The following is a 23993-nucleotide window of genomic DNA, read 5'->3' as shown; positions in this document are numbered from 1 at the left end:
TGGAGTAGTACTACTTCAGCAGTTTGATGATGTCGAGCATCGGGAGGTAGAGAGCAATCACCATGCCACCGACCACCGCTCCCAGAACGACGATGAGAAGTGGCTCTAGCAGCGAAGAGAGTGACTCGGTCATGGCCGAGACCTCTTGCGAGTAGAACTTGGCTATCTTCTCGAGCATGTTGTCCAGCGACCCTGACTCCTCGCCTACTGCGATCATCTGCGCTACCATAGGAGGAAAAATCGGGTGAGTGCCAAGTCGCTCGGCGATTCCTTCGCCCTGTGAGACCCCCCGCCTGGTATCCATGGCTGCCGCGGCTACCAGAGAGTTGTTCGCGACCTCACTCGCTATCTCCAGTGATGGAACCAACGTTACCCCACTGCGAATCAGGGTAGAGAGCGTGGACGCAAAGCGGGCTACAGCATACTTTTGAATCAACACTCCAAACACTGGGAGCTTGAGCACAAGTCGGTCAAGCATCGCCTTGCCACGTTTGGTTCGGCGCAACCGTATGAACCCGATCACAAGTGCAACATAGAAGAGAATTAGTAACGGAAAGAAGCTAACCACAAGGTGTGAGATGAACATCAAGATTCGAGTAGGCAGAGGCAGTTGGCTTCCAAGCGAGCTGAAGATGCTCTGGAAGGTTGGAACCACATAGACAAGCATTGCAGTGAGGATTACAATCACCAACACCACAACTACCGCTGGGTAGGTAAGTGCTGACTTGATTTTTCGTTGCAGTTCCACCCGAGTCTCGAGGGTTTCAGCTGCCTGGGTTAGCACTTTATCTAAGGTTCCAGATACCTCACCAGCTCGGATCATGGCCACAAACAGGGTATCAAATACCTTTGGGAAACCCGCTACCGCCTCAGAGAATGACCTACCGGCGGTAATCTCTTGACGAATCGTGGTCACCGCATCGCGAAGCGTTGGGTTATCGGTCTGCGTCTGGAGAATCGACAACGCTCGCACGATCGTAATTCCCGACTCGATCATCGTTGCAAACTGACGAGCAAAGACAGCTACGTCGGCGAGCTTTACCCTGTGCGAAAGACCGAAGTTGACATCGCGCTTGAGAACGGGCACACGTTTTGGGTTAACCGACACCGGCAATAGCCCAAGATCATGGAGATGGCGAAGGACCGCCTCACGACTGTCGGCATCGATTGCCCCCTGCTTTACGTTGCCCTTGGTGTCGCGGGCACGGTATTCATAGGTTTCGAGCACCCAACCCCCCCATCGCTTCATAGAGCTCTCGCTGGTTGGTAGTCGCAAGAAGTGCAGCCTCACGCGAGATGTGCCCTAATTTAACTAGCCTTATAAGTGCCGAATCCATAGTCTGCATCCCCATCTGTGCACTTGACTGCATGATCGAATAGAGCTGATGGCTCTTGGCCTCTCTTACTACGTTGCGTACCGCTGAGGTCGCCACCAAAACCTCCACCGCCACAGCCCGTCCTGGTTGATCACATCGTGGGATCAACTGCTGGGTGAGGATGGCCTGAAGTGAGGCCGCCAGCTGAACGCGAATCTGCGCCTGCTGATAGGAGGGGAAGACATCAATCATTCTATCGATCGCCTGCGGCGCATCTTGGGTATGCAAAGTTGCAAAGACCAGGTGGCCAGTCTCAGCTGCCGTAATCGCAGCAGCAATAGTCTCAAAATCACGCATCTCGCCAACCATGATCACGTCCGGATCCTGGCGCAGCACCTGGCGAAGTGCTGTGGCAAAGGCCTTTGTATCTGTACCAACCTCACGTTGATTGACAATCGAACTCCGATGTGAATGAAGAAACTCGATCGGGTCTTCAATAGTAACGATATGCCTACGCTGAGTGCGGTTGATTAGATCAACGATCGCTGCGAGGGTGGTGGATTTCCCCGAACCAGTAGGGCCAGTCACCAGCACGAGACCCTTTGGGATCTCTGCGAACGTCTTGACTACAGGTGGCAGCTCCAGAGTCTCCAACGCAGGTATCTGGTGAGGAATAACCCGGAAGACAGCACCGATACTCGATCGCTGTCGGAAGAGGTTGAGGCGAAACCGACCCAAACCTCGCAGCGAGTAGGCGAGATCTAACTCCCATGACTCCTCAAAGCGCTCTCTTTGCGCCTGGGTTAGAATAGCGTAGACACCGTCGCGAATGATCTCTGGGTCGAGCTCAGGTGCACCCTCTAACTCCCTGAGGGAACCATATACCCTAATCTGAGGACGCGCTCCCACCGAAAGATGGAGGTCGCTTCCTCGAGCCGCCACTAACTCACCGAGCAGCGAGTCGATCGAAATTTTATCGTAGGTGCCTAGCACTTGCCATACCCTTCCTTGAGTCTGGTGTCATCAGATCAAAACTCGTAGTATCTCTTCTATCGATGTAACACCCTGTAATACTTGAGTGAGACCAGCCTGGCGAAGAGTAATGAACCCTTGTGCGTTGGCGATCGATTGGAGCTCCTCTATGGGTGCACGGGCAGCGATCGCCCTGCCCATGGCTTCGGTTATCTCGAGCAACTCGTGCAGGGCTACCCGTCCGTAGTACCCAGTGCGTGAACATCGTACGCATCCTTGGGGTGCTGGATGAAAGAGCTGGAACGCCTCCTCGGAGGCTGGTGTGACGAAGCCAAGCTGATTCAGTTCATCTCTGCTGATAGTTGACGGAACCCGACAGTTGAGACAGAGTCGCCTAGCAAGGCGTTGGCCGATCACGGCTGTGAGAGCACTGGCAACCAGATAGGGCTCTACCCCCATCTCAAAGAGTCGCGTAGGAGTCGATAACGCATCATTTGTATGCAGCGACGTAAGCACTAGGTGGCCAGTGAGCGCAGACTCGATAGCGATCTCGGCGGTCTCACGGTCACGCACCTCACCCACCAGGATGATGTCAGGATCTGCGCGCAGTATCGAGCGCAGAGCCGAGGAAAAGGTGATGCCGGCACCAGCATTAACCTGAATCTGAGCGATGCCGCTCAGTTGATACTCCACCGGATCCTCTACGGTGATGATATTGGTCTCTACTCGATTGAGTCGATTAAGCGTCGCATACAGAGTGGTAGATTTTCCTGAACCCGTGGGCCCAGTGATGAGGATGGTGCCCCAAGGTTTATCGGTTAACCTGTCGTAGAGTCTGCGCACCTCTGGCAAGAAACCCAAGTCCTCAAGGTCGAGCCTAGCGGTCCCGGTGTCGAGCACCCGGATCACCACCTTCTCGCCGAGATAGGTTGGCAGTGTCGCCACTCGAAGATCAACTTTTTGCCCTTCGATGCCCACGCTGAAACGGCCATCTTGGGGTCGGCGGCGTTCAGAGATATCAAGGCCGGCAAGGATCTTGATCCGTGTCATCAGCTTGGCATGAACATTGGCGTTCAATCGTCCAACTTCGTGCAGTACCCCATCGATACGGAATCGGATGCGAATTGCCCCGTTGATCGGCTCGACATGGATGTCGGACGCACGATCGAGCACGGCCTGAGAGATCATCTGATTCACCAACGAAACGATCGGTCCATCCTCGACGACGTCGGCAACGTCAGCCTGTGATGCCTCATTCCTCTCTTCGGCTAGCTCTGAGAGGTCAAACTGCTCCTTAAGGTTCAGCTGCGATCGCTCAATCGTGGCAAGCAGCTGTGAATAGGCGACGACGACGAGGTGTAGATCCCGCCTCAAAACGGTCTTTAGATCATCCTTGGCCACCACATCAGTGGGATCGACCATCGCGACCATGATCGAACTCGACTCTTCACGAATTGGAAGCGCCAGATAGCGACGAGCAGCACGAGATGGAAGAAGGGCAACCACGCCAGGGTCAAAGCTGAGTCCGTTGAGATCAAGCTCTTCCACCCCATAGCGTTCGGACAAAAAGTGACACAGCGCCATCTCGTCAACTCGACGCTCCTCAACCAAGGCTCTGATCAAAGAGAGCTGTTCTCCCTTGGTGGTGAGAACCTCTCGCAACTCCTCCTCTGAGACCAAGCCGGCGTTGACAAGACCACGAGCGAGCGAAGACAGCTCAGGGGTGGTGAAGGTGCGCTGCACCTCGGGATCGCTCATACTCAAGGCATCGGTAGAAAACCATCTTTACCAAAGTTTCGGCTTCAATCGGTTTGGCTCCCATGGTGTGAACATTTATATTTCGGACAAGCCGAAGTCCATGGTGTTCGATAGAGGCTCTCCAGGTTGGCTTGTTTCAGTAACACATTCTGGCAGAGCCTCTGTGAGACCCCCCAAACTTTCCCTGGTACGTGGCCACACCCGACTGAATTCCCCACCTTCATTCGAAGTCAGGGTCGATCTCAGACATCTTCTTCCTCGCATACCACTTGGCGGAGGGTGACGAGCGCCCAGGCGGTGCGGGACTTCAAGCTTCCCGTGGGGATATCGAGCAGCCCTGCAGTGTCAGCCACGGAGAGGTCCTCGATGAATCCGAGGACGACCACCTGCTGCTGGCCGAGCGGTGACGTCTGCAACGCGTTTCACAGCTCGTCTTGGCCTGCCACCTGGTCTTCTGCGATATCAGGTGCAGGGTTGACCCGACGGCGCAGTTCTTCGCGGCGCACTACGAAGCGGTGCCGTCGCCAGCTGGCAGTGTCGTTGACCACGGCGCGCCGCAGGTACGCAGCCGGATCGTAGACCTGGCCTCGGACGAGACGAGGCCAGGTTCGGACATAGGCATCCGCCACGATGTCTTCAGCGTCGGAACGGTTCTCGCACAGCGCGTAGGCGGGGGCCACCAAGCGCCGGTGATAAAAGCGCACCAGACCTTCGAGCGCATCGCTGCCGGCCACGTCACCAGTATAGGCAGCAGAACATTTCGGCATCGAGCGAGCCGGTGCGAATGCCAACTCGGGACACCGGTGAAGCTCGTCTACACGGGAACTGGCCTGTCTCCTCGTCGCGTCTCATCTCTGTTGCCATCCACGAGAGCATTGACAAACAAGCACATCGATAGGTTCCACGCCAGAGGTGCTCGTCCACAGAGCGATTGGAGCACTGGCGAGGCGCCGCAGAGGTGGTCACGTCATCCACCACCGACAGGGGTGACGCAGCTGAAGAGGTGAGGGAACCTCCGCGGTGCTTGGTGCGTCTAAAATTACTATGATCTTCCGTATGTCGAAGTCGATCAGGATCCCAGCCCCTGACCCGAGCGACACTAGTCCTGCCGTCACCCACGTTCCGGGGACGAGCGGGCCCTCGAGAGCCCTGGTCGCCGGAGTAGCGCTCGGCGCAGCCGCGCTGGGCTTGGCCGCATGTGGGCCAGCTGGCGCCGGGGTCGCCTATGTCACCAGCCCGGCGGTCTCGGCGTCATCCCCGTCAGCGAGTGCGGTGGCTGGTGGCCGCTACACCAAGATAGTGGCGATGAGCGGACTGCAAGTCTCACCCCCGACCACTTCGGCCACCTCGGAACATCTCGGGCTCACCTGGGCCCAGGCGGCAACGGCGTTCGCGGCGACCTCCGCGGTCCAAGGGTCCCACGCGCAGGCGATCCTCGGCTACGGGCTCGTGACTCTCAGCGGATCGACGCTTCCGGGTGGGACGTCGCCTCTTGATCGCCGCGGCGCCTGGGTGGGGATCACCTGGGGTGAGACCACAAGCTGCCCCGCCGCGGCCGTCCCACCAGCAGGTTCCTCTACGAGCAGGGCCTCCTACCACCAGATCTTTACTGCGGTGGTAATCTACGGCCAAGGCGGTGACGGTGCGATCGTCTACACCAGTCGGGGGACCCCATCGTGTGGCGGCCCGCAAACCGGACCAACCGTCACAGCAGCCCGGGAAGTGCTGTCGATGCCGTGGCAGCAGACAACACCGCTACACAACGGGTCGGTTCGCGTCAGCTACCAGGCGCCGAGCTGTGCCACGCTGTTCTCAACCGCAAGCAGCGGCAACATGGGTGTGGGCAAGTACATCCTCACTGTGGAAGCCACCGAGCCCTTTGACCACGCCAGCTGCCCGACCACCACGCACACGACCAGCATCAGGCTATTTCCATCCCCAGTTCCACCTGGTGCCCCCGCCGTCCCGTCACATACAACCCTTGGTCACGGCCCGACCGGCCCGGTTAGCGTCCTCCAGACGGGTCGCATAGCCGGAGGCCCCTAGGGTTCCGGGGCACGTGGCGCTCCAAGACGCAGCGCCGGTGTTGGCTGGCATCCTTGGCGTCGTCGTTGAGATCGTCGGTTGTCCAACGTCCGGCTCCCGACATGTCGGGCCTGCAACGGTCACCATCCGCCGTTCTCGGCGTACGCTCGTCCAAGGTGAACACCGCAGTAGACGGCGCCTTCAGCCTCAATCATTCCGCCGGCATCTACGAGGTCACCGCGCACAGCCCGCGCTAGCACGGCGGCGCTGCGGTCTGTGACCCGTCTGTCGGAAGCACCACGGGGTCCAGCCCGGTCGGACCATCGACATCCAGATCGACTACGATGCCAGATGCCAGATGCCAACGGGATAGCAGATGTTCGGCTATAAACGGTAATCCGGTACCAAGATCAACCAGGGATCGGCAAGCCGTTGAGCGTTCTGAGGTGATTGTGGCCAGATTGAAGCCGTCATTTGGAGAACTCTAGGCCGCACAACCCGTGAACGGGCAAGAGAGGGCAACGAGTATTCCCTACGAATCGGCGGGAGAAGCACGCGGGTGTCGGCCAGCTCTCGAATCTAGCTAGTTGACGACGACCACGCTTCTCGTGCCTCAGGCGATGCCCGCATCATCTTGATCCAATGCTTCCAAAAACACATCTAAGCTCGGAAGGGCGTTGAAGAAATGCTCAAAGGCAAACCTAGCCTGAGCTGCGAGCATAGAGCGGCCCCCAAAACCAGAGACTCCCAACCGTTGAGCTGACTGAAGCAACGGCGTCAGAGTTGGTCGATAGACCATGTCATAGACGACATCGCAAGCCCCAAGCCTCGTCAACTCGATCGGCGTCTCGCTCTCCGCACCGCCGCCCTTCATACCAACCGTAGTTGCGTTTATGATCAAGTCAACCGACAACCCATCGGTCTTCTCGCACATCTGGATCGCGCCATCGAAGCCATTGGCTAACTCCAGAGCCCGATCTCTACTCCTACCGTTGACATAGACCTCTGCGGCCCCTGCATCTGTCATAGCTGATGCGGCTGCACGTGCAGCGCCACCAGACCCCAGAATCAGGATTCGTTTGCCATGAGGCTCGAAACCCACCACCGTTCGCAACGCCTCCAAAAGCCCGCGGGCATCGGTATTGTAACCAATTAGCGAACCTTCAGAGAAGACAATGGTATTTACAGCGCCGATCCGTCGCACCTCCGGATCCTCGACCTGCAACATACTCCGGGCCACCACCTTGAGTGGTGCAGTCAGGTTGCAGCCTCGAAATCCAAGCGTGACAAGCGATCGTAACGTATCAGCTAAGCCAGTAGTCCCAGTCTGGAAAGCCAGGTAACGACCTTGCAATCCAGAGTGTGCCAACCCAGTCTCGTGAAGAAGGGGGGACAGGCTATGGGCAATTGGATCACCAAGCACACAGGCTAAAGGAATAGCAGGTTTCGTATGTTCGCCGGACATCACCGCACACCGTACCGTGAGATCGCAGCTTGCTGCTGTCCGAAGGTATCGAAGAACGAGAGGTGCCGATGCCCACGAAGAGCAACGAAGTAAAGCCACGATCCTCGTTGCGGATGTAAAACACCCATAAGGCCAGCCGAATCGACAGCTCCGATAGGTCCTGGAGGGAGCCCGGTGTGGGAGTAGGTATTGTACGCAGACGGGTCCTTTAGTTGTGCGCCGGTGATTGGGTTCGAGTAGTTGGCGGTCGCAAAACGAACTGTGGAGTCCATCTGAAGTGGCATGCCTGCGGCGAGCCGGTTTAGGATCACGCGTGCAACCTTGGCATATCCGGTCGCAGAGTTGGCCTCCTTTTCGGCTATGGAGGCTGCCACGATCACCTGTGCCGCGCTCAAGGAGTGATAGTGTCCCGCGGGCGACAGCCCATCCGCCTCGAACACCTGGGCAGATCTATTCAACATCTGCTGAATAAGTTCCTTTGCCGTCCCAAGTGGATCGACAAAGTAAGTATCGGGATAGAGCAATCCTTGCAGACTCGTTGCATGAGCTAGAAAGGGGGAATGAAACACCGCAAGGTTGGTGCTTGCTCGCAGAAATGCCGATCCAGATAGGCTATTACCTGGTATTGACTTGAGCTCCGAGGCGATTGTCGACACCGTCATACCCGGCAATACTGTGAGCTTCAGCGAGGATGGTCCCGCCGTTAAACGTCCAAGGGTGCGAGCATAGCCCTCGTTCGTGCGCAGAAAATAGACACCAGCATCGATGACTCCGACACCCTTAATCGCTGAGTACGCCTTAAACAGGAACGGGGAACGTACCACCTTTGCCTGAGCGAGTCGATCAAAGATCGAGCTCACTGACTCCCCTGGGGTAACGATAACCGCCACTGGCTGCCCATGTGGACTCGGCTGCGACTCCACATAGAATGCAACGCCACCAACAACTACGATCAGCACAACAAGACCGGCCAACGCGGCCAATACCCAACGAAGTCTACGCATTACCTAGCCCGTCAAGGTATCGCTGCAATATATCAGCAGCAGCCAGATCATCGACACGACCACGTTGGTCGCGCATCGACACTCCCGCCTCGGTTAAGGCACGCTCGACACTTCGGCTTGAAAATCGCTCATCCACCTCTACGACCGGCAGGTCGACGATCCTACTGAGCTCAGCGATAAAACGTCGTGCCATACGCGTACTCTCGGTCTCGCCACCATCAAGTGACAGCGGGACTCCCACCACCAACACGTCAACCCCATACTCCTCGAGGAGCTGACGAACCCGGTCGAGCCAACCCTCCACCCTCTGAATCACCTCAAGCGGGAAACTCGCCTCGCCAACGCTGATTGCCATACCAATCCGACGCTCACCAGGATCAAACCCCGCAGCCCTCATTTCGCCGATTCGGATCCAGCACGGAGCTCCGCCAACGCCTGATCCAACTTAGCCACCTCGCGGCCACCGGAGAGCGCAAGCTCCCGTTGCGGGCCAACCCGACCACCAACCGCACTCGCAACAGGCTCTAGAACCTCATTGGCCGGGTGCAACTCCGGATCGATCGCCGTGGCTACAAGCGCAACTTTATGATCGACGACGCTCGCCAAGACGACAACCTCTACACCTTCTAGTCGTCGAAGTTCGAGGGCTACAAAACGGAGTTCTTGCCCGTTCAGACCATCGACACGCTCAATGATCCAGGAGGAGTTTCGCTTCGCCGCAAGCTCGCGGGAGATCGATCGCAGTTTCTCCTGTCGGAGATTGCCAAGCTCGGCATCCAGGGTCTTATTCTTTGCAACCAGGGCCTCCACGCGCTCAGTCAACGCCTCACGCCCACCAGGAAGTACCCTCTCAAGGGCATCGAGTTGGCGTTCGAGCCCATGGACAACATCGAGTGCCGCTAGCTGAGTCACCGCCTCGATCCGTCGCGTATTGGCTCCAATAGAACCCTCGGAGATTACCTTGAATAGACCAATCTCGCCAAGCGACCCGACGTGAGTACCACCACAGAGTTCGACCGAATGATCACCAGCGTGGACCACACGAACGACGTCTTGGTACTGGTCGCCAAAGAAGGCGATCGCTCCCTCGCGGACCGCGGTCTCCTTGTCCTTAACCTGAGTCACAACGCCGCTTGCGCTAACAACCTCGCCCATGATAAGACGCTCCACCTGTTGGATCTCATCGGCGGAGAGTGCCGACCAATGGGTGAAGTCAAAACGCAACCGATCGGGTGCTACCAGTGATCCCTGCTGGGCAACATGGTCACCAAGCACCTCACGCAATGCCCACTGGAGCAGATGGGTCGCGGTATGATTCGCTCGAACTCTCGCTCGTCTGCCAGCATCGACCACAAGTTCGACAGAGTCGCCTACAGCTAGCTCACCTTCGATCACCTCAACCCAATGTCGAATGACACCTTGCACCGGTTGATCGGTATCGATGACCTTAGCACGGAATCCGGCAGCGTTGATCCAACCGGTATCGCCGACCTGTCCGCCACCCTCGGGATAGAAAGGAGTCCTATCAACATAGACGGCCACTCGCTCTCCCTCTTGTCCAACGAACTGGATCTCGCCGACCGTCACCTCGGCCTCATAGCCAAGAAACTCTGTCTTACCGAAGGATTCCAGCACCCAGAGCGCACCCGTAGGCTGTTCACTCACCTCATCATCTCCAAGACCGGCTTGGCGAGATCGACTACGCTGTTCTGTCATCTCGCGCTGGAAACCCTCGAGATCCACCGGTACCCCACGATCTTGGGCGATCTCAGTCGTCAACTCGATCGGCACGCCAAATGTGTCGTGGAGTCGGAACGCAACCCCACCGCGTACCTCACCGCTCTCGATGGCCGCATTCAAGATCGGAGCACCGATGGCCAACGTCTGTTCAAATCGCCCCTCCTCACGAGTGGCGAGCTCAAGGATACGCTCCCGTCGGTCTCGCAACTCGGGGTAGGCATCTCCCATCGTATCGATCACCCCGGTCACGAGACGTTCCACTACTTGTTGGCGCGCTCCTAGAAGCTGCGCACGCAACACAAGACGGCGGATGATTCGTCGCAACACATAGCCCCTACCCTCGTTGGTGGGGACGACGCCATCAGCAAGCAGGAAGGTCATCGCACGCGAATGATCAGCAATGATCCTCAGTCCTACGTCATCACGGTGATCGACGCCGTAAGACCTGCCAGTGAGTGACTCAGCCTCCTGCAGGATCGGGTAGACAAGATCGGTCTCGAAAACTGATGGTCTCCCCTGAAGGATGGGAACGATTCGCTCTAGGCCGGCACCAGTATCGATACAAGGCTTCGGTAATGGGATAAGGTCGCCCTCGGATTGTTGGTCGAACTGCATGAACACAAGGTTCCAGATCTCGAGAAAACGCTCGTCAGAGCCGAACGCCGGCCCACCGTCGGCACCATACTCTACACCCTTGTCGTAGTAGATCTCAGAACATGGTCCACAAGGACCTGTATCCCCCATCTGCCACCAGTTGTCCTCTTCGAGTCGTTGAATCCGGCCCGGGTCAACCCCCACGCTATCGCGCCAGATCTCGGCTGCCTCGTCATCACTGGTGTGCACCGTTACCCAAAGCCTATCGGGCTCAAGCCCTAGAACGGAGGTGACAAGCTCCCATGCATACGGAATCGCTTGCTCCTTGAAGTAATCACCAAAGGAGAAGTTTCCGAGCATCTCAAAGAAGGTCAGATGCCTGAGTGTCTGGCCGATCTGATCGAGGTCGTTATGCTTGCCCCCTGCACGCATGCACTTTTGGATGCTTGTCGCTCTCTGATAGGGTGCTGGCTCCTCTCCGAGGAAGTAGCGTTTGAAGGGCACCATTCCAGCGACCGTAAATAGCACCGTTCGATCAAAGGGAATCAAGCTCGCGGATGGCACCTGAGTGTGGCCACGCTCGACGAAGAACTCCCCAAATGCTCGCCTGAGTTCATTTGAATCCATGAAACTCCCTTACCTCTCCCTCCAGGATCCGACCTTGACGTTGGTCACCACGGTAGGCTGCAACGCCTTCACGCACCGCCACCCGAACATCGGCTCGCATGCGCCGTAGAGCGCGCTCAGCCGACTGTTCTAACGGACGCCGTAGCACCGGTGTGGCCAGCATGGCCACTCGTTTGGCACCAAACGCGCCTACACCAACCCCCAATATGAACCAGCGACTACGCCGCATCAACTCAGCCCCTCCCTTCGATCCTTAAAAACCTTACGGCCGCGGTGGACAGCGAGTCGAAGTCGTCCTGCCGAGACAAATGGATATCCAATGGTGTTCACCACCGTCTTCGTCATTCGATCTATCGCCTGTACATCACTTGCCCGCTCCTCGAGCAGCTCCTTGGTCTCACTCGCCGTCGTGGTAGCATCATGAGCGAGAGTAGTGGCATACTTGATCAGATCAATCATCTCTTGACGCCACTCGCTTGCAAACGCATCCATCTGCGACTTCAGCGTCCTCACCTGCGCGATGAGAATGAGACAGATCACAAGCAGCACAATTGAGGCGATCGAAGCAATCAAAGAAACCAACGCGCGACCTCCAGGGCAAGGTTTGCGCCCAGTCTACCGACCTCAACACGCCAAAGGAACACGCCCGGGCTCGATCAATCTAGGGTAGCCGACTCAACCTAACCAGAACCCCCTACTCCTCCACAATCACCACTCGCGCCCTAGGGGGCAGGGGCTCCAGCTTCGGCCTGCTCACCGCCAGGAGCTCGGCGCGATCCACCAGGCAACATGCGATAGGCATTGAACACTCCGTCAAGCTGCCGGATGGCTCCGAGTACTGAGGAGAGATGTCCTGGATCGACGAGTTCGAACTCAAAACGCATCCGAGAGACATGATCGCCCCCCGTCCGCGTTGAACTCATCGTGATATTGACGTGATGCTCGCTAAGCACCTTTGAGACATCAGCGAGCAGACGCGCGCGATCCAAGGCCAACACCTCGATCGCCATCTGGTAGGTGGCACCACCCTCGTGAGCCCACTCAACCTCAACCCGTCGCTCACCTGCACGCTTGAGCAGATCGAGGACGTTGGGGCAATCGGCTCGGTGTATGCCCACGCCACGACCTTGGGTAATAAAGCCTACGATCTCATCACCTGGGATTGGATTGCAACAGCGCGAGATGCGAACGAGGACATCCTCCATCCCCTCGACGTATACCATCGGGCCCTTAGACATCCTGCGAGGGCGCTGATGAGACACAGTGGGTGCATACCCCTCGGTTTCGAGCTCGTTGCGCTGCACCCGCTGAGCCACCGCACGAGCAGAGACGTGTCCCTCGCCCACCGCAACCAGCAGTCCCTCACCATCGTGTAGACCATTTACCTTCGCTAACTTAGCGAGACCGGCCTGAGAGAGATGGGCGTTGACCGCCAAGTTCTCGCGACGAAACGCCTTCGTCAGTTCGTCCCGGCCAATCTCAATCGACTCCTCCCGGCGTTCACGCGAAAACCACTGCCTAATCTTCGCCTTAGCCCTCGGCGTTACGACGATCGACAGCCAATCCCGGGATGGTGCCGCAGAACTCGAACGAGAGCTGACGATCTCGACGGTGTCGCCAGAGCGCAGTGTGGACTCAAGTGGGACAAGACGTCCATTGACCTTGGCGCCGATACAGCGGTGTCCAACCTCAGTGTGGATAGAGTAGGCGAAGTCGAGTGGGGTGGCACCCACCGGTAACGTAACCACCTTGCCCTTTGGCGTGAAGACGTAGACCTCGTCCATCTCGAGATCCGACTTCAGATGTTCGAGGAACTCTAGAGGGTCTGGCAACTCCTCCTGGAGCTCCATGAGCCGATCTACCCAAGCGGCGTTAGTAGAGCTCGAACCCTCTTTGTAACCCCAGTGGGCAGCGATGCCGAACTCTGCGCGTCGATGCATCTCTCGCGTGCGCACCTGCACCTCCAGCGGGTTTCCTTTATCGAGGAGGACGGTGGTGTGGAGCGACTGATAGAGATTGAACTTTGGGGCGTTGATATAGTCCTTAAACCGACCCGGAATAGGCGCCCAGAGCGAATGCACTACCCCAAGCGCTGCCCAACAGTCGCGGTCGCTCTCGGTGACGATGCGGACACCGATGATGTCATAGATCGAGTCGAAGTCCTTGTCCTTGATGATCATCTTCTCATAGATCGACCAGAGGTGCTTGGGACGCCCATTCACCTCTGCGTCGATTCCAACCAATGCAAGCCGCTTACGTAACTCCTCAGTCACCTCAGCAAGATAGAGCTCACGCTCCGGTGCTCTGGTGGCAATCATGTGATCGATCTCGGCATAGCGTCTTGGGTGCAAGGTGGCAAAGGCGAGGTCCTCAAGTTGCCACTTCATCTCCTCGATCCCCAGGCGATTCGCGAGAGGGGCATAGATGTCCATCGTCTCCTGGGCGATACGGCGCTGCTTCTCTACCGGCAGCGCTGCGATCGTACGCATGTTGTGGAGCCGGTCGGCCAATTTGATCACCAACACCCGCGCATCCTTGGCCATCGCAATCAACATCTTGCGCATGGTCGCAGCCTGTTGAGCCTCGCGAGAATCAAAGCTGATCCGATCGAGCTTGGTGAGGCCATCCACCACCTCGGCGACCGTCGTAGAGAACTCCTCGCCGATCTGCGTTAACGTCACCGGGGTGTCCTCGACGGTATCGTGGAGAAGCGCAGCCACCACTGCAATCAAGTCGCCGCCTAGCGATGCGGTGATCAAGGCTACACCGATTGGATGGGTGACATATGGTTCACCCGATCGCCGCCGCTGCTGATCATGCGCCAACCGCGCAAACTCCAGCGCCCTCTCGATGGTCGCGCTCGCCTCACTCGACGGGTCAAGTGCCATCGCATCCAAGAGCGATTGCAGATCGCGATCCATCCCCACGATCCCTACGACGCCGGAAGTCCCTCAGCCTCGACAGGAGCGTTTCTGCGCTCAAGGCGAGCTCTGATTTGGCGATACCTACGTTCGTGTTCTTTGAAGCGTGCCAGCAACGGCGCCGCAATGAACAACGAGGAGTACGCCCCACTAGTAAGTCCAACAACCAGGGCGAGACCGAAGTTTTTTAAGGTAGTAGCGCCCAGAACATAGGCCCCCAAGATGAGCACCGACAGGATCGGGATCACCGCTACCAGTGAGGTGTTCAACGATCGCGCCAACGTTTGATTCTCCGACAGATCCACCGCATCGGAGTAGTTCATCTTTCCAGGATCGACGAGACCGCCAACGTTTTCCTTGATCCGATCGAAGACCACGATCGTATCATAGAGTGAGTAACCAAGGATAGTGAGCACGGCAATCACCGTGGATGGAGTCACCTGAAACCCGCTTAGGGCATAGATGCCAACAGTGACCAGAAGATCGTGAATCACTGCGATAAACGCCGCAGCCGCCATCTTCCATTCGAAGCGAATCGAGATGTACAGGATAATCCCAACAAAAAAGGCGATAAGCGCCTTGACCGCGGAAGATGTAATCTGTCCTCCCCAGGTTGGGCCCACGAACTGAATCGCCACCGCCGAAGAGGGTAGATGCGCCTTGGCCGCCAACAACGATGCGACCTGGTTCTCTTTGGCGGTCCTCGCAGCGCCAGAGAGTTTTGTGAGCCCTGCCTGGATCTCAACCGTCCGAGCAGAGTGTGAACCGAGCGTCACCACCGTCGCCTGGGTTACACCAGCATGGGCAACGATCTTACTTGCCTGTGCCACAGTCAAGGTCGCCGAAGGCACGTCCCAGCTCACCCCGCCTTTGAAGCTAATCCCAAAGTTGAGCCCTCGAGCCGAGAGCGCAGCCGCACCTGCGACGATCACTAGGAAGGAGATGACGAAGTAGTACCGCGACCGATGCACAAAGGGATAGTGGGTGGCGCCAGCTCCCAAGCGACGCCACCAGGAAGCCTCGCTGGCATCGATCGTCTTGGTTCGAAAACCATCGGCCTCTTCGCCGACTGCGGTCTCCGTTGCCTGAGGAGGCTCTACGGTGGCCATCTACGCTCACACTCCTTTTGCCGCTACGCGGCTCGGCTTAATCACTCCACTACCCACTGTCGACTTTTGCGTAACCTGTACGACCGGGACTCCGAGCCAACGATAGTGACGGGGCGAGAGTGAGTTCCCAATCCACAAGACGAGTGGCCGGGTAAAGAACCATGCTGAGGCGACGTCCAAGATCGTAGATAGACCTAGGAAGAAGGCAAAACCACGCACATCACCGATGCTAAAGTAGTACAACAACGCTGCGCCAATGAAAGAGACCAGGTCGGCGGCGATGATCGTGCGAAAGGCCTTAGTGAAGCCGGTGTCTACCGATGCCCGCAAACTCCTTCCATTACGAGCCTCATCCTTAAGACGTTCAAAAAACACGATGTAGGAGTCGACGATAACACCAATCGAGACGATGATGCCGGTAACCCCCGAGAGGTTCAGGGTTAGCTGAGCACTATGCCCAAGATAAGCGATGATCGCCCACAGTGCCGCAAAGGTGGTCACGAGACCCCCAACGACGACCAAGCCGAGCAAGCGGTAGTACAAGATGGTATAAATCATGACTACGATAAGGCCGGCGATGCCGGCGATGAGACCAGCGCGGAGAGATGCAGCACCCAGAGTTGGTGAGATTGTCTGTACAGTCTGTTGAACAAGCTGTACCGGAAGAGCACCATAGTGCAAGATGGTCGCCAGATCTGTAGCGGATGCCTGCGTGTAGTTGCCGGTAATCTGGCCCTGGCCGTTGAAGTTAGTGGCGTTGATCTGTGGTGCAGATTGCACCGTGCCGTCAAGGACTACCGCCAGTAGCTGATGGTAGTAGGTCTTGGCGATCTGGTTGAACACAGGGGCACCCTTAGCGGTGAGCGTAAAGTTAATTGCCCACTGATTCGATGCACTCTGAGTGACTGGAGCCGCATAAACGCTCTTAATTGCGTTCCCAGTCAAGAGCGTTGGGCCAACCACATATCGACCAATAACGGTCTTGGAGTTGTTGCCCTTATACTCCGGCAGCAGCGCGGTGGACGCTGAGGTGGCCTTAAGTGGATTAGTCGAGGGCACATACTGGAGCGTCGAAGCGGTATTTGTCGTCGACGTTGGGCAGGTCGGCGTCAACTGAGACTTCTTTAGATGCAAGCTGGCTGGTGGCTTCGTATATAGAGGCGCTTGGCAGAGTACAGGGCGAAACTGCAGAATCGCGGTCTGGCCGATGTAGCTAAGAGCAGTTTTAGGATCCTTGACTCCAGGGAGATCTACGACGATATCACTTCCCTGCTGCCCGATCGATGGCTGGCCCACCCCAAGCGCGTTAACTCGATTCTGGATGATCGATATCGTCTCGTTCAGCGTCGCCGTAGACACCTTGTGCGCCGGCTTGTACACTACCGAAGCCCCACCCTGGAGGTCAAGTCCAAGAACAGGGGCGTAATGGAGGGAGATCACCACGGCAAAAGCAGCGAGCGCCACCACCGTGCTAATCAGGACCGAACGGATCCAACGCCCTTTACGCATTCTCCACCTTTATTATCGAAACCAAACACATGATCCTAGCCACCTCTGGCCCTATAAAGTTAGTCGGAGCTAACGCCAGTTCTTATGGCTGGTCGACTCCACACGCTATCGACATCAGCTAGCACTTCTTCAACAGTGTTCTCCACTATTGCTTGCCTTAGCCGGGAGATGAGCCGGAACTGGAATGCAAGGTTATGCAGCGATAGCAAAGCGCCGGCACTCTCGGTGTCAACATGGGATAGGTGGTGAAGCAGACCCCTAGATACCCGCTGACAGACACGACAACCACACCCCGACTCCAATGGTTCATCCAGTCCACGATTGGGCAATCCTTTTACACGCACTGGACCCTGGTCGGTGAGCGCGGTACCGTGCCGTGCTATACGGGTAGGCGAAACACAATCAAACATGTCGATCCCCAACGCGGTTGCATGAGCGAGCAGGTATGGGTCGCCGACACCCATTAGGTAACGAGGCTTATCCGCCGGGAGGCCATCTACCACAGTTCGCACCGCCTCAAGGGTGCTCTCATGCGACTCGCCCACTGCCAGACCACCAACTGCGTAGCCATCGAAGTCGAGGGCGGTGATCGCCTCCGTGCTCTGTCTACGCAGTTCGAGATCGATACCTCCCTGAATGATGCCAAATAACGCCTGGGTGGAATCGGTATGCGCCAGCCTTGAACGCTCGGCCCACTCGCTGGTCAGGCGTAGATTTGCCTCCAGTTGATCCCTGCTACTCGGAAGCTGTGTACATACGTCCAACGCCATAGCGATATCAGCACCGATGCGCTGCTGATTTACCATTGCTTGCTCTGGCGTTAGAGTCACCCAGGAGCCATCGTAGACGTTGCGAAATCTGGCACCTTCTGTTGTGATCGAGGCCTCGAGTGACATAATTTGAAATCCGCCTGAGTCGGTCAACGACGAACCTTGGAACCCAGTAAAGGCGTTGAGGCCGCCCATCTGCTGAATAACCTCGACTCCCGGGCGCAACATGAGATGATAGGTGTTGGACAGTAACACCTGGTATCCGAGGTCGGCAATGAGCTCGGTGGGAACGTAGCGGACGATACCGCGCGTGGCCACTGGCATAAAAAAAGGTGTGTCAACACTGGCTGACCGCAGTTTCAAGCTACCCCGTCGGGCACTACCCGCATTGTCAGTCACACATAGGCGCGTCAATGGTCTCCTCGGGAGTGGCTAGGAAAACGCGCAAGAGAGGGGTCATCCACACGTCCAGTGGGGATTAACATCGCATCGCCAAGTGAGAGGAGGCGGAAATCATTCGCAAGAGCATACTCGTAGAGTACGCGCCAGCGCGAACCAATCGCCGCTGCCACCAACGCCAACAACGTGGACTTTGGTACGTGAAAATTGGTGAGCAGTAGATCTACGCAGCGGAAATCGAAACCCGGAACTATAAACAGTTCAGAGGATCCGGTAAGTGCTCCCCCATGACTGATGGTCTCGAGAGTACGCACCACAGTTGTCCCAATCGCAACCACCCTTCGAGCAGAAGAGATTCGCTCAAAGGCATCTTCGCTGACCCGATAACGCTCAGCGTGCATGACATGGTTGGCAAGCTCCCTCTCTTTAACGGGTGCAAAGGTTCCAAGCCCGACTTCAAGCTCTACTCTCACCACCTCGATACCGCGTCTAGCGAGGTCACCGAGTAGTCGAGCATCAAAATGAAGACCGGCCGTCGGTGCTGCCACCGAGCCTGGCCGATTGGCATAGATCGTCTGATAACGGTCTGGGTCGACAGTGACACCCTCTAGGTATGGAGGCAACGGAATCTCGCCTAGGGCAAATACGGCATCTCCCAGAACCTCGACGTACCTAGTGCGCAGCCCAGAACTCTGTTCGCCGATACCGGAGACGCGAAACACAGGACGACCGTCGATATAGAGAAGCTCGCCATTACGAACCCGGGCGTTTGGACGCACTAACGCCTCAAACATCGCCCCATGCGGTGAAAGGAGCAGAACCTCGACCTGGCCACCGGTGTCACGACGGACGTGAAACCGCGCCGGAACTACCTTCGAATCATTGACCACCACCACGTCGCCTTCCTTGAGCAAGGAACCAAGATCAGCCACCGTGGTCACAGACGGTGGATCGTCTAGTCCGACCAAGAGCTTGGCTGAGCTTCGTGGTTCTGCCGGAACGCGTGCAATTCGGTCAGAGGGAAGCTCATAATCGTACGAATCGATCACTGACCAATCATCGCTCTGCGCGACCAAACAAATCCTCCTAGCCCTGGCTCATCAAAGCAACGCCGACTAACACGCGTGCATGTATCAGCTTACTCATGCATAGCAACGTGACATCCTCCCCGTCCTCATGGACGGGACTTGCGCTCCCGTTGGGTCAAAGGCGTCCATCACCTTAGGGACGACGTACATCGTTGTGCTTTGCTGACACTCCTAAATGAGGAGTTCTGTACTTAGATCCAAGATAGCAGCGAGGAATAGGCCAAAGAAAAGCCGCCAAAGACAGTTTGACAGACGATCAGCCCGTGCCCAATCATAGGGTTGAGCACGGACCGATCTGAGGTTTTAGCTCATGGGTGGCGACTACGAATTAGTCACAAAGTGCATACCGGTAGCGATCTTAGCCTCACCGGGCCAGCGCATCGTGACCGCCTTGGCTCGCGTGTAGAACCGGATTCCCTCCTCACCATGCACATGGGTATCGCCAAAGAGTGACGACTTCGACCCTCCGAAGGAGTGGTACGCCACAGGTACAGGAATCGGGACATTCACACCCACCATACCTGCATCGATGTGCCGAATAAAGGTTCTGGCAGCCCCGCCATTGCTGGTAAAGATAGCCGCGCCATTCGCGTAGGGATTCTCGTTCACCAGTGCGATAGCGGCATCGAGTGTAGGAGCGCGCAGAACCAACAGCACCGGACCAAAAATCTCCTCTTGATAGGCATCCATATCGACACGTACGCCATCTATCAGGGTCGGACCAAAGAAGAAACCTGGCTCCTTGGCCATCGGATGCTCGCGACCATCTACAAGGATGTTCGCACCCTTCGACTCCGCCTCACCCACCAGTCGCGCTACGCGATCACGATGTACATTGGTGATAAGCGGTCCCATCTCAGACTTAGGATCTAGGTACGAACCTACCGTGAGTTGCTGCATCCGAGCCCTTATAGCTTCGAGATGCTGATCCCCTCCGTCGCCAACCAAGACCATCACCGAGATCGCCATACAGCGTTCCCCTGCGCTTCCATAAGCCGCCGACACCGCGGCCTCTGACACCGTCTCAACATCTGCATCAGGGAGCACAACCATGTGATTTTTGGCACCACCTAGGGCCTGAACCCGCTTGCCTGCCTGCGCTGCGCGCTCATAAATCGAACGCGCGATCGGCGTCGATCCCACAAAGGAGATCGCCTTGATATCTGGGTGCTCCAAAATGCGCGCCACCGTACGTTGGTCACCGTTGACGACATTGAAAAGTCCGGGTGGACCACCAGCCTCGACAAACAGCTCGGCTAGTCGTAACGCGGTGGACGGGTCCTTCTCGGATGGTTTGAGAATAAAACCATTGCCAGTTGCAAGCGCTACCGGGTACATCCACATAGGTACCATCGCAGGAAAGTTGAAAGGTGTGATGCCTGCTGCTACTCCCAATGGATAGCGAACCGACATGGCATCGACTCCACGTGACACCGAGTCGTTGTACTGTCCTTTAAGCAGCTGCGGTATACCAGTCACGAATTCGACTACCTCGATACCACGAGCGAACTCTCCACCAGCGTCACCAAGTACCTTGCCATGCTCCTCGCTAATGAGCGCCACAATCTCGTCGCGATGCGCCAACAACAGACTTCGGTAGTCAAACATCACCCGTTGGCGACGTGCGAGCGACTCCTCGCCCCATCCTGCCTGGGCTGCCTTCGCAGCCGCTACTGCACTGTCAACGACGCCATCATCAGCGAACAGTACCTCGCGCACCTCGCGACCGATGGCCGGATTAAAGACAGGACCGCGATCCTCGCCTTCGAAGACTTCCTTACCGCCAATATAGTGTCCAACCAGTTCACGCGTCATGATTGACTCCCTCCTAATACGTCCTTGAACACCGCAATCGCCTCGACCATCTCTTCCTGGGTTACCGACAACGGTGGGGCGATACGCAAAACATTTCCGAAGAGTCCACCCTTGCCAATCAAGAGTCCATGCGCCTTTGCACGCTCCAGAGCCTCATTTGCCAACTTCGGAGCCGGATCCTTGCCAGCCCCCTCGACGAACTCTACTCCGAGCATTAAGCCCTTGCCACGTACTTCACCAATGGAAGAATTGTGAGACGCAGCCTCCTCGAGAGCACGGCGGAGTTCGGCGCCACGCAACAGTGCATTCTGTTGGAGATCGTGCTTCATCAGATAGTCAAAGGTTGCGACACCCGCACTCGCAGCGACCGGCGAACCGCCGAAGGTAGAGATCGAGCTGGCGCCAAGCGAATCCATAATCTCGGCACGAGCGATAACACCGGCGAGTGCCATACCGTTGCCCACACCCTTGGCGAAGGTGATCATATCCGGCTGCACGCCTTGAGCCTCATAGCCCCAAAAATGCTCACCAGTGCGTCCAAATCCGGTCTGGACCTCGTCTGATATATAGAGAATGCCGTGTGGCGCCAGGATCTCCTGAAGCTGGCCGAAGTACCCATCGGGTGGAAGACAGAAACCGCCAACGCCCTGGATTGGCTCTGCAATAATCGCAGCGACATCTCCGCTAGTGGTCGTCATCAGCACATCTTCTAGATCCGCCTTGCCACGAGCGACATACTCTTCATCTGAAAGACCTGCGAGTGGCCCTCGAAGTCGAGATCCTCCTTGTAGCCAACTCACAGATAGAGGCGAGTACGACGAAGGTGACCAGTTGCGGTTACCTGTTACTGAGATCTGAGTGAAGGATCGTCCATGATAACTGTTCTTTATCGCGATCACCTGATTCGAGCGTCGATAGGTCGAGGCTAACAGCAAAGCGGCATCATTGGCCTCGGTGCCTGAGGTCGTAAAGAAGACCTTGGCATCGGGTATACCTGATCGGGCAGCTAGTCGTTCAGCGAGTTCAATCATTGGTTCTATCAAGTAAAGCGTGGAGCTGTGAATAATGCGACCCGCCTGATTAGCTATGGCATCCACGACCTCTGGTATCGCGTGACCAACCATGGTCGTCAAGATACCACCGAAGAAATCAAGATATCTCTGACCGTTAGCATCAAAAACGTATCTACCATCGCCACGAACGATTTGAATCGGATCGTCGTAATATAACGAAATCCATGTTGGCAACACCGCGCGATGGCGCTGCAGAAGACTATCTGGCATTCTGTCTCTCCTTTACTCGAGTCTGACTCCCCTATGTTAGCCAACTTTGTATGACCCAAACGGGATTTAATGTACCAAACATTAATAGTCTTCGACTAAACTCAACTTCGATGAATGAGAGAGTCTCCTACCACACCACCGATGAAATCTGTCAGATGATCGCTGACACCGTCAATCGAAGTGGCATGCGCGGCCTTACCGAAGCCTTCGTACAGTTGACCAAGGAGGGTCAGTTGAGCTCAGGTGACCGGCTACCATCCATACGTCAACTTGCCGAATATCTGGGAGTCTCTCCAACGACGGTGGCATCAGCATGGTCACACCTGGCACAGCTTGGGCTCTTGAGTTCGCATGGGCGTAGGGGAAGCTTTGTGACAGAGTTCACTAGATCAGTTCCAACAAACCCTCGATGGCACTTCTACGAGGACCAGCAGAGTTATAGTCTTGACTTCGCCTCCGGTGTGCCGGATCCACGCCTACTCCCAAACCCAATCACGACCATCATCGATCTCCCTAGCTCAGCAATCTCCTCGTACCTCGACCCACCTGTCTACTCTCCTCTTGGCGAGACCCTCGGCACCCTTGTACCTAGTCGTCTTGGGGGTTCTGACTTCGACCTCACCATCGTCGATGGAGCGCTTGACGCCGTCGATCGCCTCCTCGGCACCATCCCTTCCCACCAGCGTGCCGTCGTCCTCGAAGAACCTAACTTCCCTGCGCTCTATGACCTCGTTGAACGCCATGGACTAGAGATAAGGTCGGTGGCGATTGACCACGAGGGGATGAGTGCCGATGGGCTGCGAGTCGAACTCGCCAAAGGTGGTGTTGGCGTCGTTCTCCTCCAACCAAGATCACAAAACCCGACCGGCTATTCACTCTCGGAATCGCGTGCTAGAGAGATCGCTAACGTCGTGGGGCAATACCCGGAGGTGCTCGTCGTCGAGGACGACCACTCAGGTCTTCTGTGCACTGAATCTCTCTGGACCATGGCCGAGACTCTTGGCACACAGGTCGCCTACATACTTAGCTTCTCCAAGTCGCATGGGCCCGATCTTCGGCTCGCCGCTTTATTTGCCCACCGCGACCTTGTCGACGAGCTCAACCGTCGACGCACGCTTGGACCATCCTGGTCATCCAAGCTCCTGCAAGCTACCCTGAATCAGATGCTCAACAACCCAGCCACCAGCGACCTTATCCTAGAGGCACAGCATGCGTATGCACAACGTCGAGCGGCAGTGGCAGACCTCTTCCGAATCGCCCCAACCGGTTCAGGGATAAACGTTTGGGTAGACTCACCAGACTCGTTATCTGCGTTACTCCAACTCACCCATCACCACATTCGAGTTGCACCCGGAGCAAGTTTCTATGCCACGCCAGCTACAGCTTCCAACCAGTTCCGCTTTACTCTTAGCGAACCCACAGTAGAGTTTAAAGTCGCCCTCGATCAGGTAGCATCGGCGCTCGCAAAGACACCACGGACGAGTTCGTACCGCTAGCCTCTGACCTTGCTGGTGGCCGGTTATCGAAACGAGACATCTCAAGATCAGCTTTCGCATCCATGGACGTATCACCACATCCCTCAGCGATTACAGCCAGAC

19 protein-coding genes are annotated in these 23993 nt (G+C 56.7%); 2 read left to right on the top strand and 17 right to left on the bottom strand.

The annotated features are described in order from the left end of the window. Positions 1–10: 10 nt before the first annotated feature. The 4 genes from FEAC_RS01460 to FEAC_RS01445 all read right to left on the bottom strand — a co-directional run bounded on the left by FEAC_RS01460 (position 11) and on the right by FEAC_RS01445 (position 4780). Positions 11–1249 carry a type II secretion system F family protein gene (locus FEAC_RS01460; RefSeq protein ID WP_081900940.1) on the bottom strand — a complete coding sequence of 413 codons (1239 nt, stop codon included), beginning with the start codon at positions 1247–1249 and terminating at the stop codon, positions 11–13. Continuing rightward, positions 1212–2309 carry a type IV pilus twitching motility protein PilT gene (locus FEAC_RS01455; protein ID WP_272866999.1) on the bottom strand — a complete coding sequence of 366 codons (1098 nt, stop codon included), beginning with the start codon at positions 2307–2309 and terminating at the stop codon, positions 1212–1214. The genes FEAC_RS01460 and FEAC_RS01455 overlap by 38 nt, the downstream gene beginning before the upstream one ends. A 30-nt stretch (positions 2310–2339) precedes the next feature. Further along, positions 2340–4046: a GspE/PulE family protein gene (locus FEAC_RS01450; protein WP_081900939.1), complete on the bottom strand. Its 1707-nt coding sequence runs from the start codon at positions 4044–4046 to the stop codon at positions 2340–2342. 422 nt (positions 4047–4468) lie between these two features. Next, positions 4469–4780 (bottom strand): sigma factor, encoded by a 312-nt coding sequence (locus tag FEAC_RS01445; RefSeq protein WP_160290304.1) that lies wholly within the window; start codon positions 4778–4780, stop codon positions 4469–4471. Positions 4781–5102: 322 nt separating this feature from the next. On the opposite strand from FEAC_RS01445, the gene FEAC_RS01440 reads away from it, so the two are divergent. After that, a complete protein-coding gene (locus tag FEAC_RS01440) occupies positions 5103–6092 on the top strand; it encodes a hypothetical protein (protein ID WP_035388341.1) in 990 nt (329 codons plus the stop codon). A gap of 592 nt (positions 6093–6684) precedes the next feature. On the opposite strand, the gene aroE is transcribed toward FEAC_RS01440, so the two are convergent. The 13 genes from aroE to FEAC_RS01375 form a co-directional block, all read right to left on the bottom strand. After that, the gene (gene aroE, locus FEAC_RS01435) at positions 6685–7536 is read right to left on the bottom strand and encodes a shikimate dehydrogenase (RefSeq protein ID WP_052565174.1); all 852 of its coding nucleotides are present in this window, start codon (positions 7534–7536) and stop codon (positions 6685–6687) included. After that, on the bottom strand, positions 7536–8540 hold the full coding sequence (gene mltG / locus FEAC_RS01430; protein ID WP_035388340.1) for an endolytic transglycosylase MltG: 1005 nt from the start codon (positions 8538–8540) through the stop codon (positions 7536–7538). Before mltG ends, aroE begins: the two co-directional genes overlap by 1 nt. After that, the gene (gene ruvX / locus FEAC_RS01425) at positions 8533–8937 is read right to left on the bottom strand and encodes a Holliday junction resolvase RuvX (RefSeq protein WP_035388339.1); all 405 of its coding nucleotides are present in this window, start codon (positions 8935–8937) and stop codon (positions 8533–8535) included. The genes mltG and ruvX overlap by 8 nt, the downstream gene beginning before the upstream one ends. Continuing rightward, complete coding sequence (gene alaS, locus FEAC_RS01420; protein ID WP_035388338.1) at positions 8934–11501, bottom strand: alanine--tRNA ligase; 2568 nt, start codon at positions 11499–11501, stop codon at positions 8934–8936. The genes ruvX and alaS overlap by 4 nt, the downstream gene beginning before the upstream one ends. After that, positions 11488–11730: a hypothetical protein gene (locus FEAC_RS01415; RefSeq protein WP_035388337.1), complete on the bottom strand. Its 243-nt coding sequence runs from the start codon at positions 11728–11730 to the stop codon at positions 11488–11490. Before FEAC_RS01415 ends, alaS begins: the two co-directional genes overlap by 14 nt. Then, on the bottom strand, positions 11730–12083 hold the full coding sequence (locus FEAC_RS01410) for a hypothetical protein (RefSeq protein WP_035388335.1): 354 nt from the start codon (positions 12081–12083) through the stop codon (positions 11730–11732). The genes FEAC_RS01415 and FEAC_RS01410 overlap by 1 nt, the downstream gene beginning before the upstream one ends. A 140-nt stretch (positions 12084–12223) precedes the next feature. After that, positions 12224–14422 (bottom strand): RelA/SpoT family protein, encoded by a 2199-nt coding sequence (locus tag FEAC_RS01405; protein ID WP_236684577.1) that lies wholly within the window; start codon positions 14420–14422, stop codon positions 12224–12226. 11 nt (positions 14423–14433) lie between these two features. Further along, positions 14434–15531 (bottom strand): protein translocase subunit SecF, encoded by a 1098-nt coding sequence (secF, locus tag FEAC_RS01400; protein WP_052565172.1) that lies wholly within the window; start codon positions 15529–15531, stop codon positions 14434–14436. Positions 15532–15537: 6 nt separating this feature from the next. Continuing rightward, positions 15538–17040, bottom strand: coding sequence for a protein translocase subunit SecD (gene secD, locus FEAC_RS01395; protein WP_035388334.1), 1503 nt, complete (start codon positions 17038–17040; stop codon positions 15538–15540). Between the two features lie 59 nt (positions 17041–17099). After that, positions 17100–18209, bottom strand: coding sequence for a tRNA guanosine(34) transglycosylase Tgt (gene tgt, locus FEAC_RS01390; RefSeq protein WP_236684576.1), 1110 nt, complete (start codon positions 18207–18209; stop codon positions 17100–17102). 11 nt (positions 18210–18220) lie between these two features. Continuing rightward, complete coding sequence (gene queA, locus FEAC_RS01385) at positions 18221–19285, bottom strand: tRNA preQ1(34) S-adenosylmethionine ribosyltransferase-isomerase QueA (RefSeq protein WP_052565170.1); 1065 nt, start codon at positions 19283–19285, stop codon at positions 18221–18223. Positions 19286–19618: 333 nt separating this feature from the next. Beyond that, positions 19619–21112 (bottom strand): CoA-acylating methylmalonate-semialdehyde dehydrogenase, encoded by a 1494-nt coding sequence (locus FEAC_RS01380; protein WP_035388332.1) that lies wholly within the window; start codon positions 21110–21112, stop codon positions 19619–19621. Beyond that, the gene (locus tag FEAC_RS01375; protein WP_035388331.1) at positions 21109–22395 is read right to left on the bottom strand and encodes an aspartate aminotransferase family protein; all 1287 of its coding nucleotides are present in this window, start codon (positions 22393–22395) and stop codon (positions 21109–21111) included. Before FEAC_RS01375 ends, FEAC_RS01380 begins: the two co-directional genes overlap by 4 nt. Positions 22396–22505: 110 nt before the next feature. Here FEAC_RS01375 and FEAC_RS01370 point away from each other — a divergent pair, with 110 nt between their 5' ends. Then, complete coding sequence (locus FEAC_RS01370; protein WP_052565167.1) at positions 22506–23891, top strand: aminotransferase-like domain-containing protein; 1386 nt, start codon at positions 22506–22508, stop codon at positions 23889–23891. The last annotated feature ends 102 nt before the right edge of the window (positions 23892–23993 follow it).

Origin of the sequence: Ferrimicrobium acidiphilum DSM 19497 (genome assembly GCF_000949255.1) — a bacterium.
Classification (GTDB): Bacteria; Actinomycetota; Acidimicrobiia; order Acidimicrobiales; family Acidimicrobiaceae; genus Ferrimicrobium; species Ferrimicrobium acidiphilum.
The sequence above is the reverse complement of the archived record's forward strand: the minus strand, read 5'-3'. Positions and strand labels throughout refer to the sequence as shown.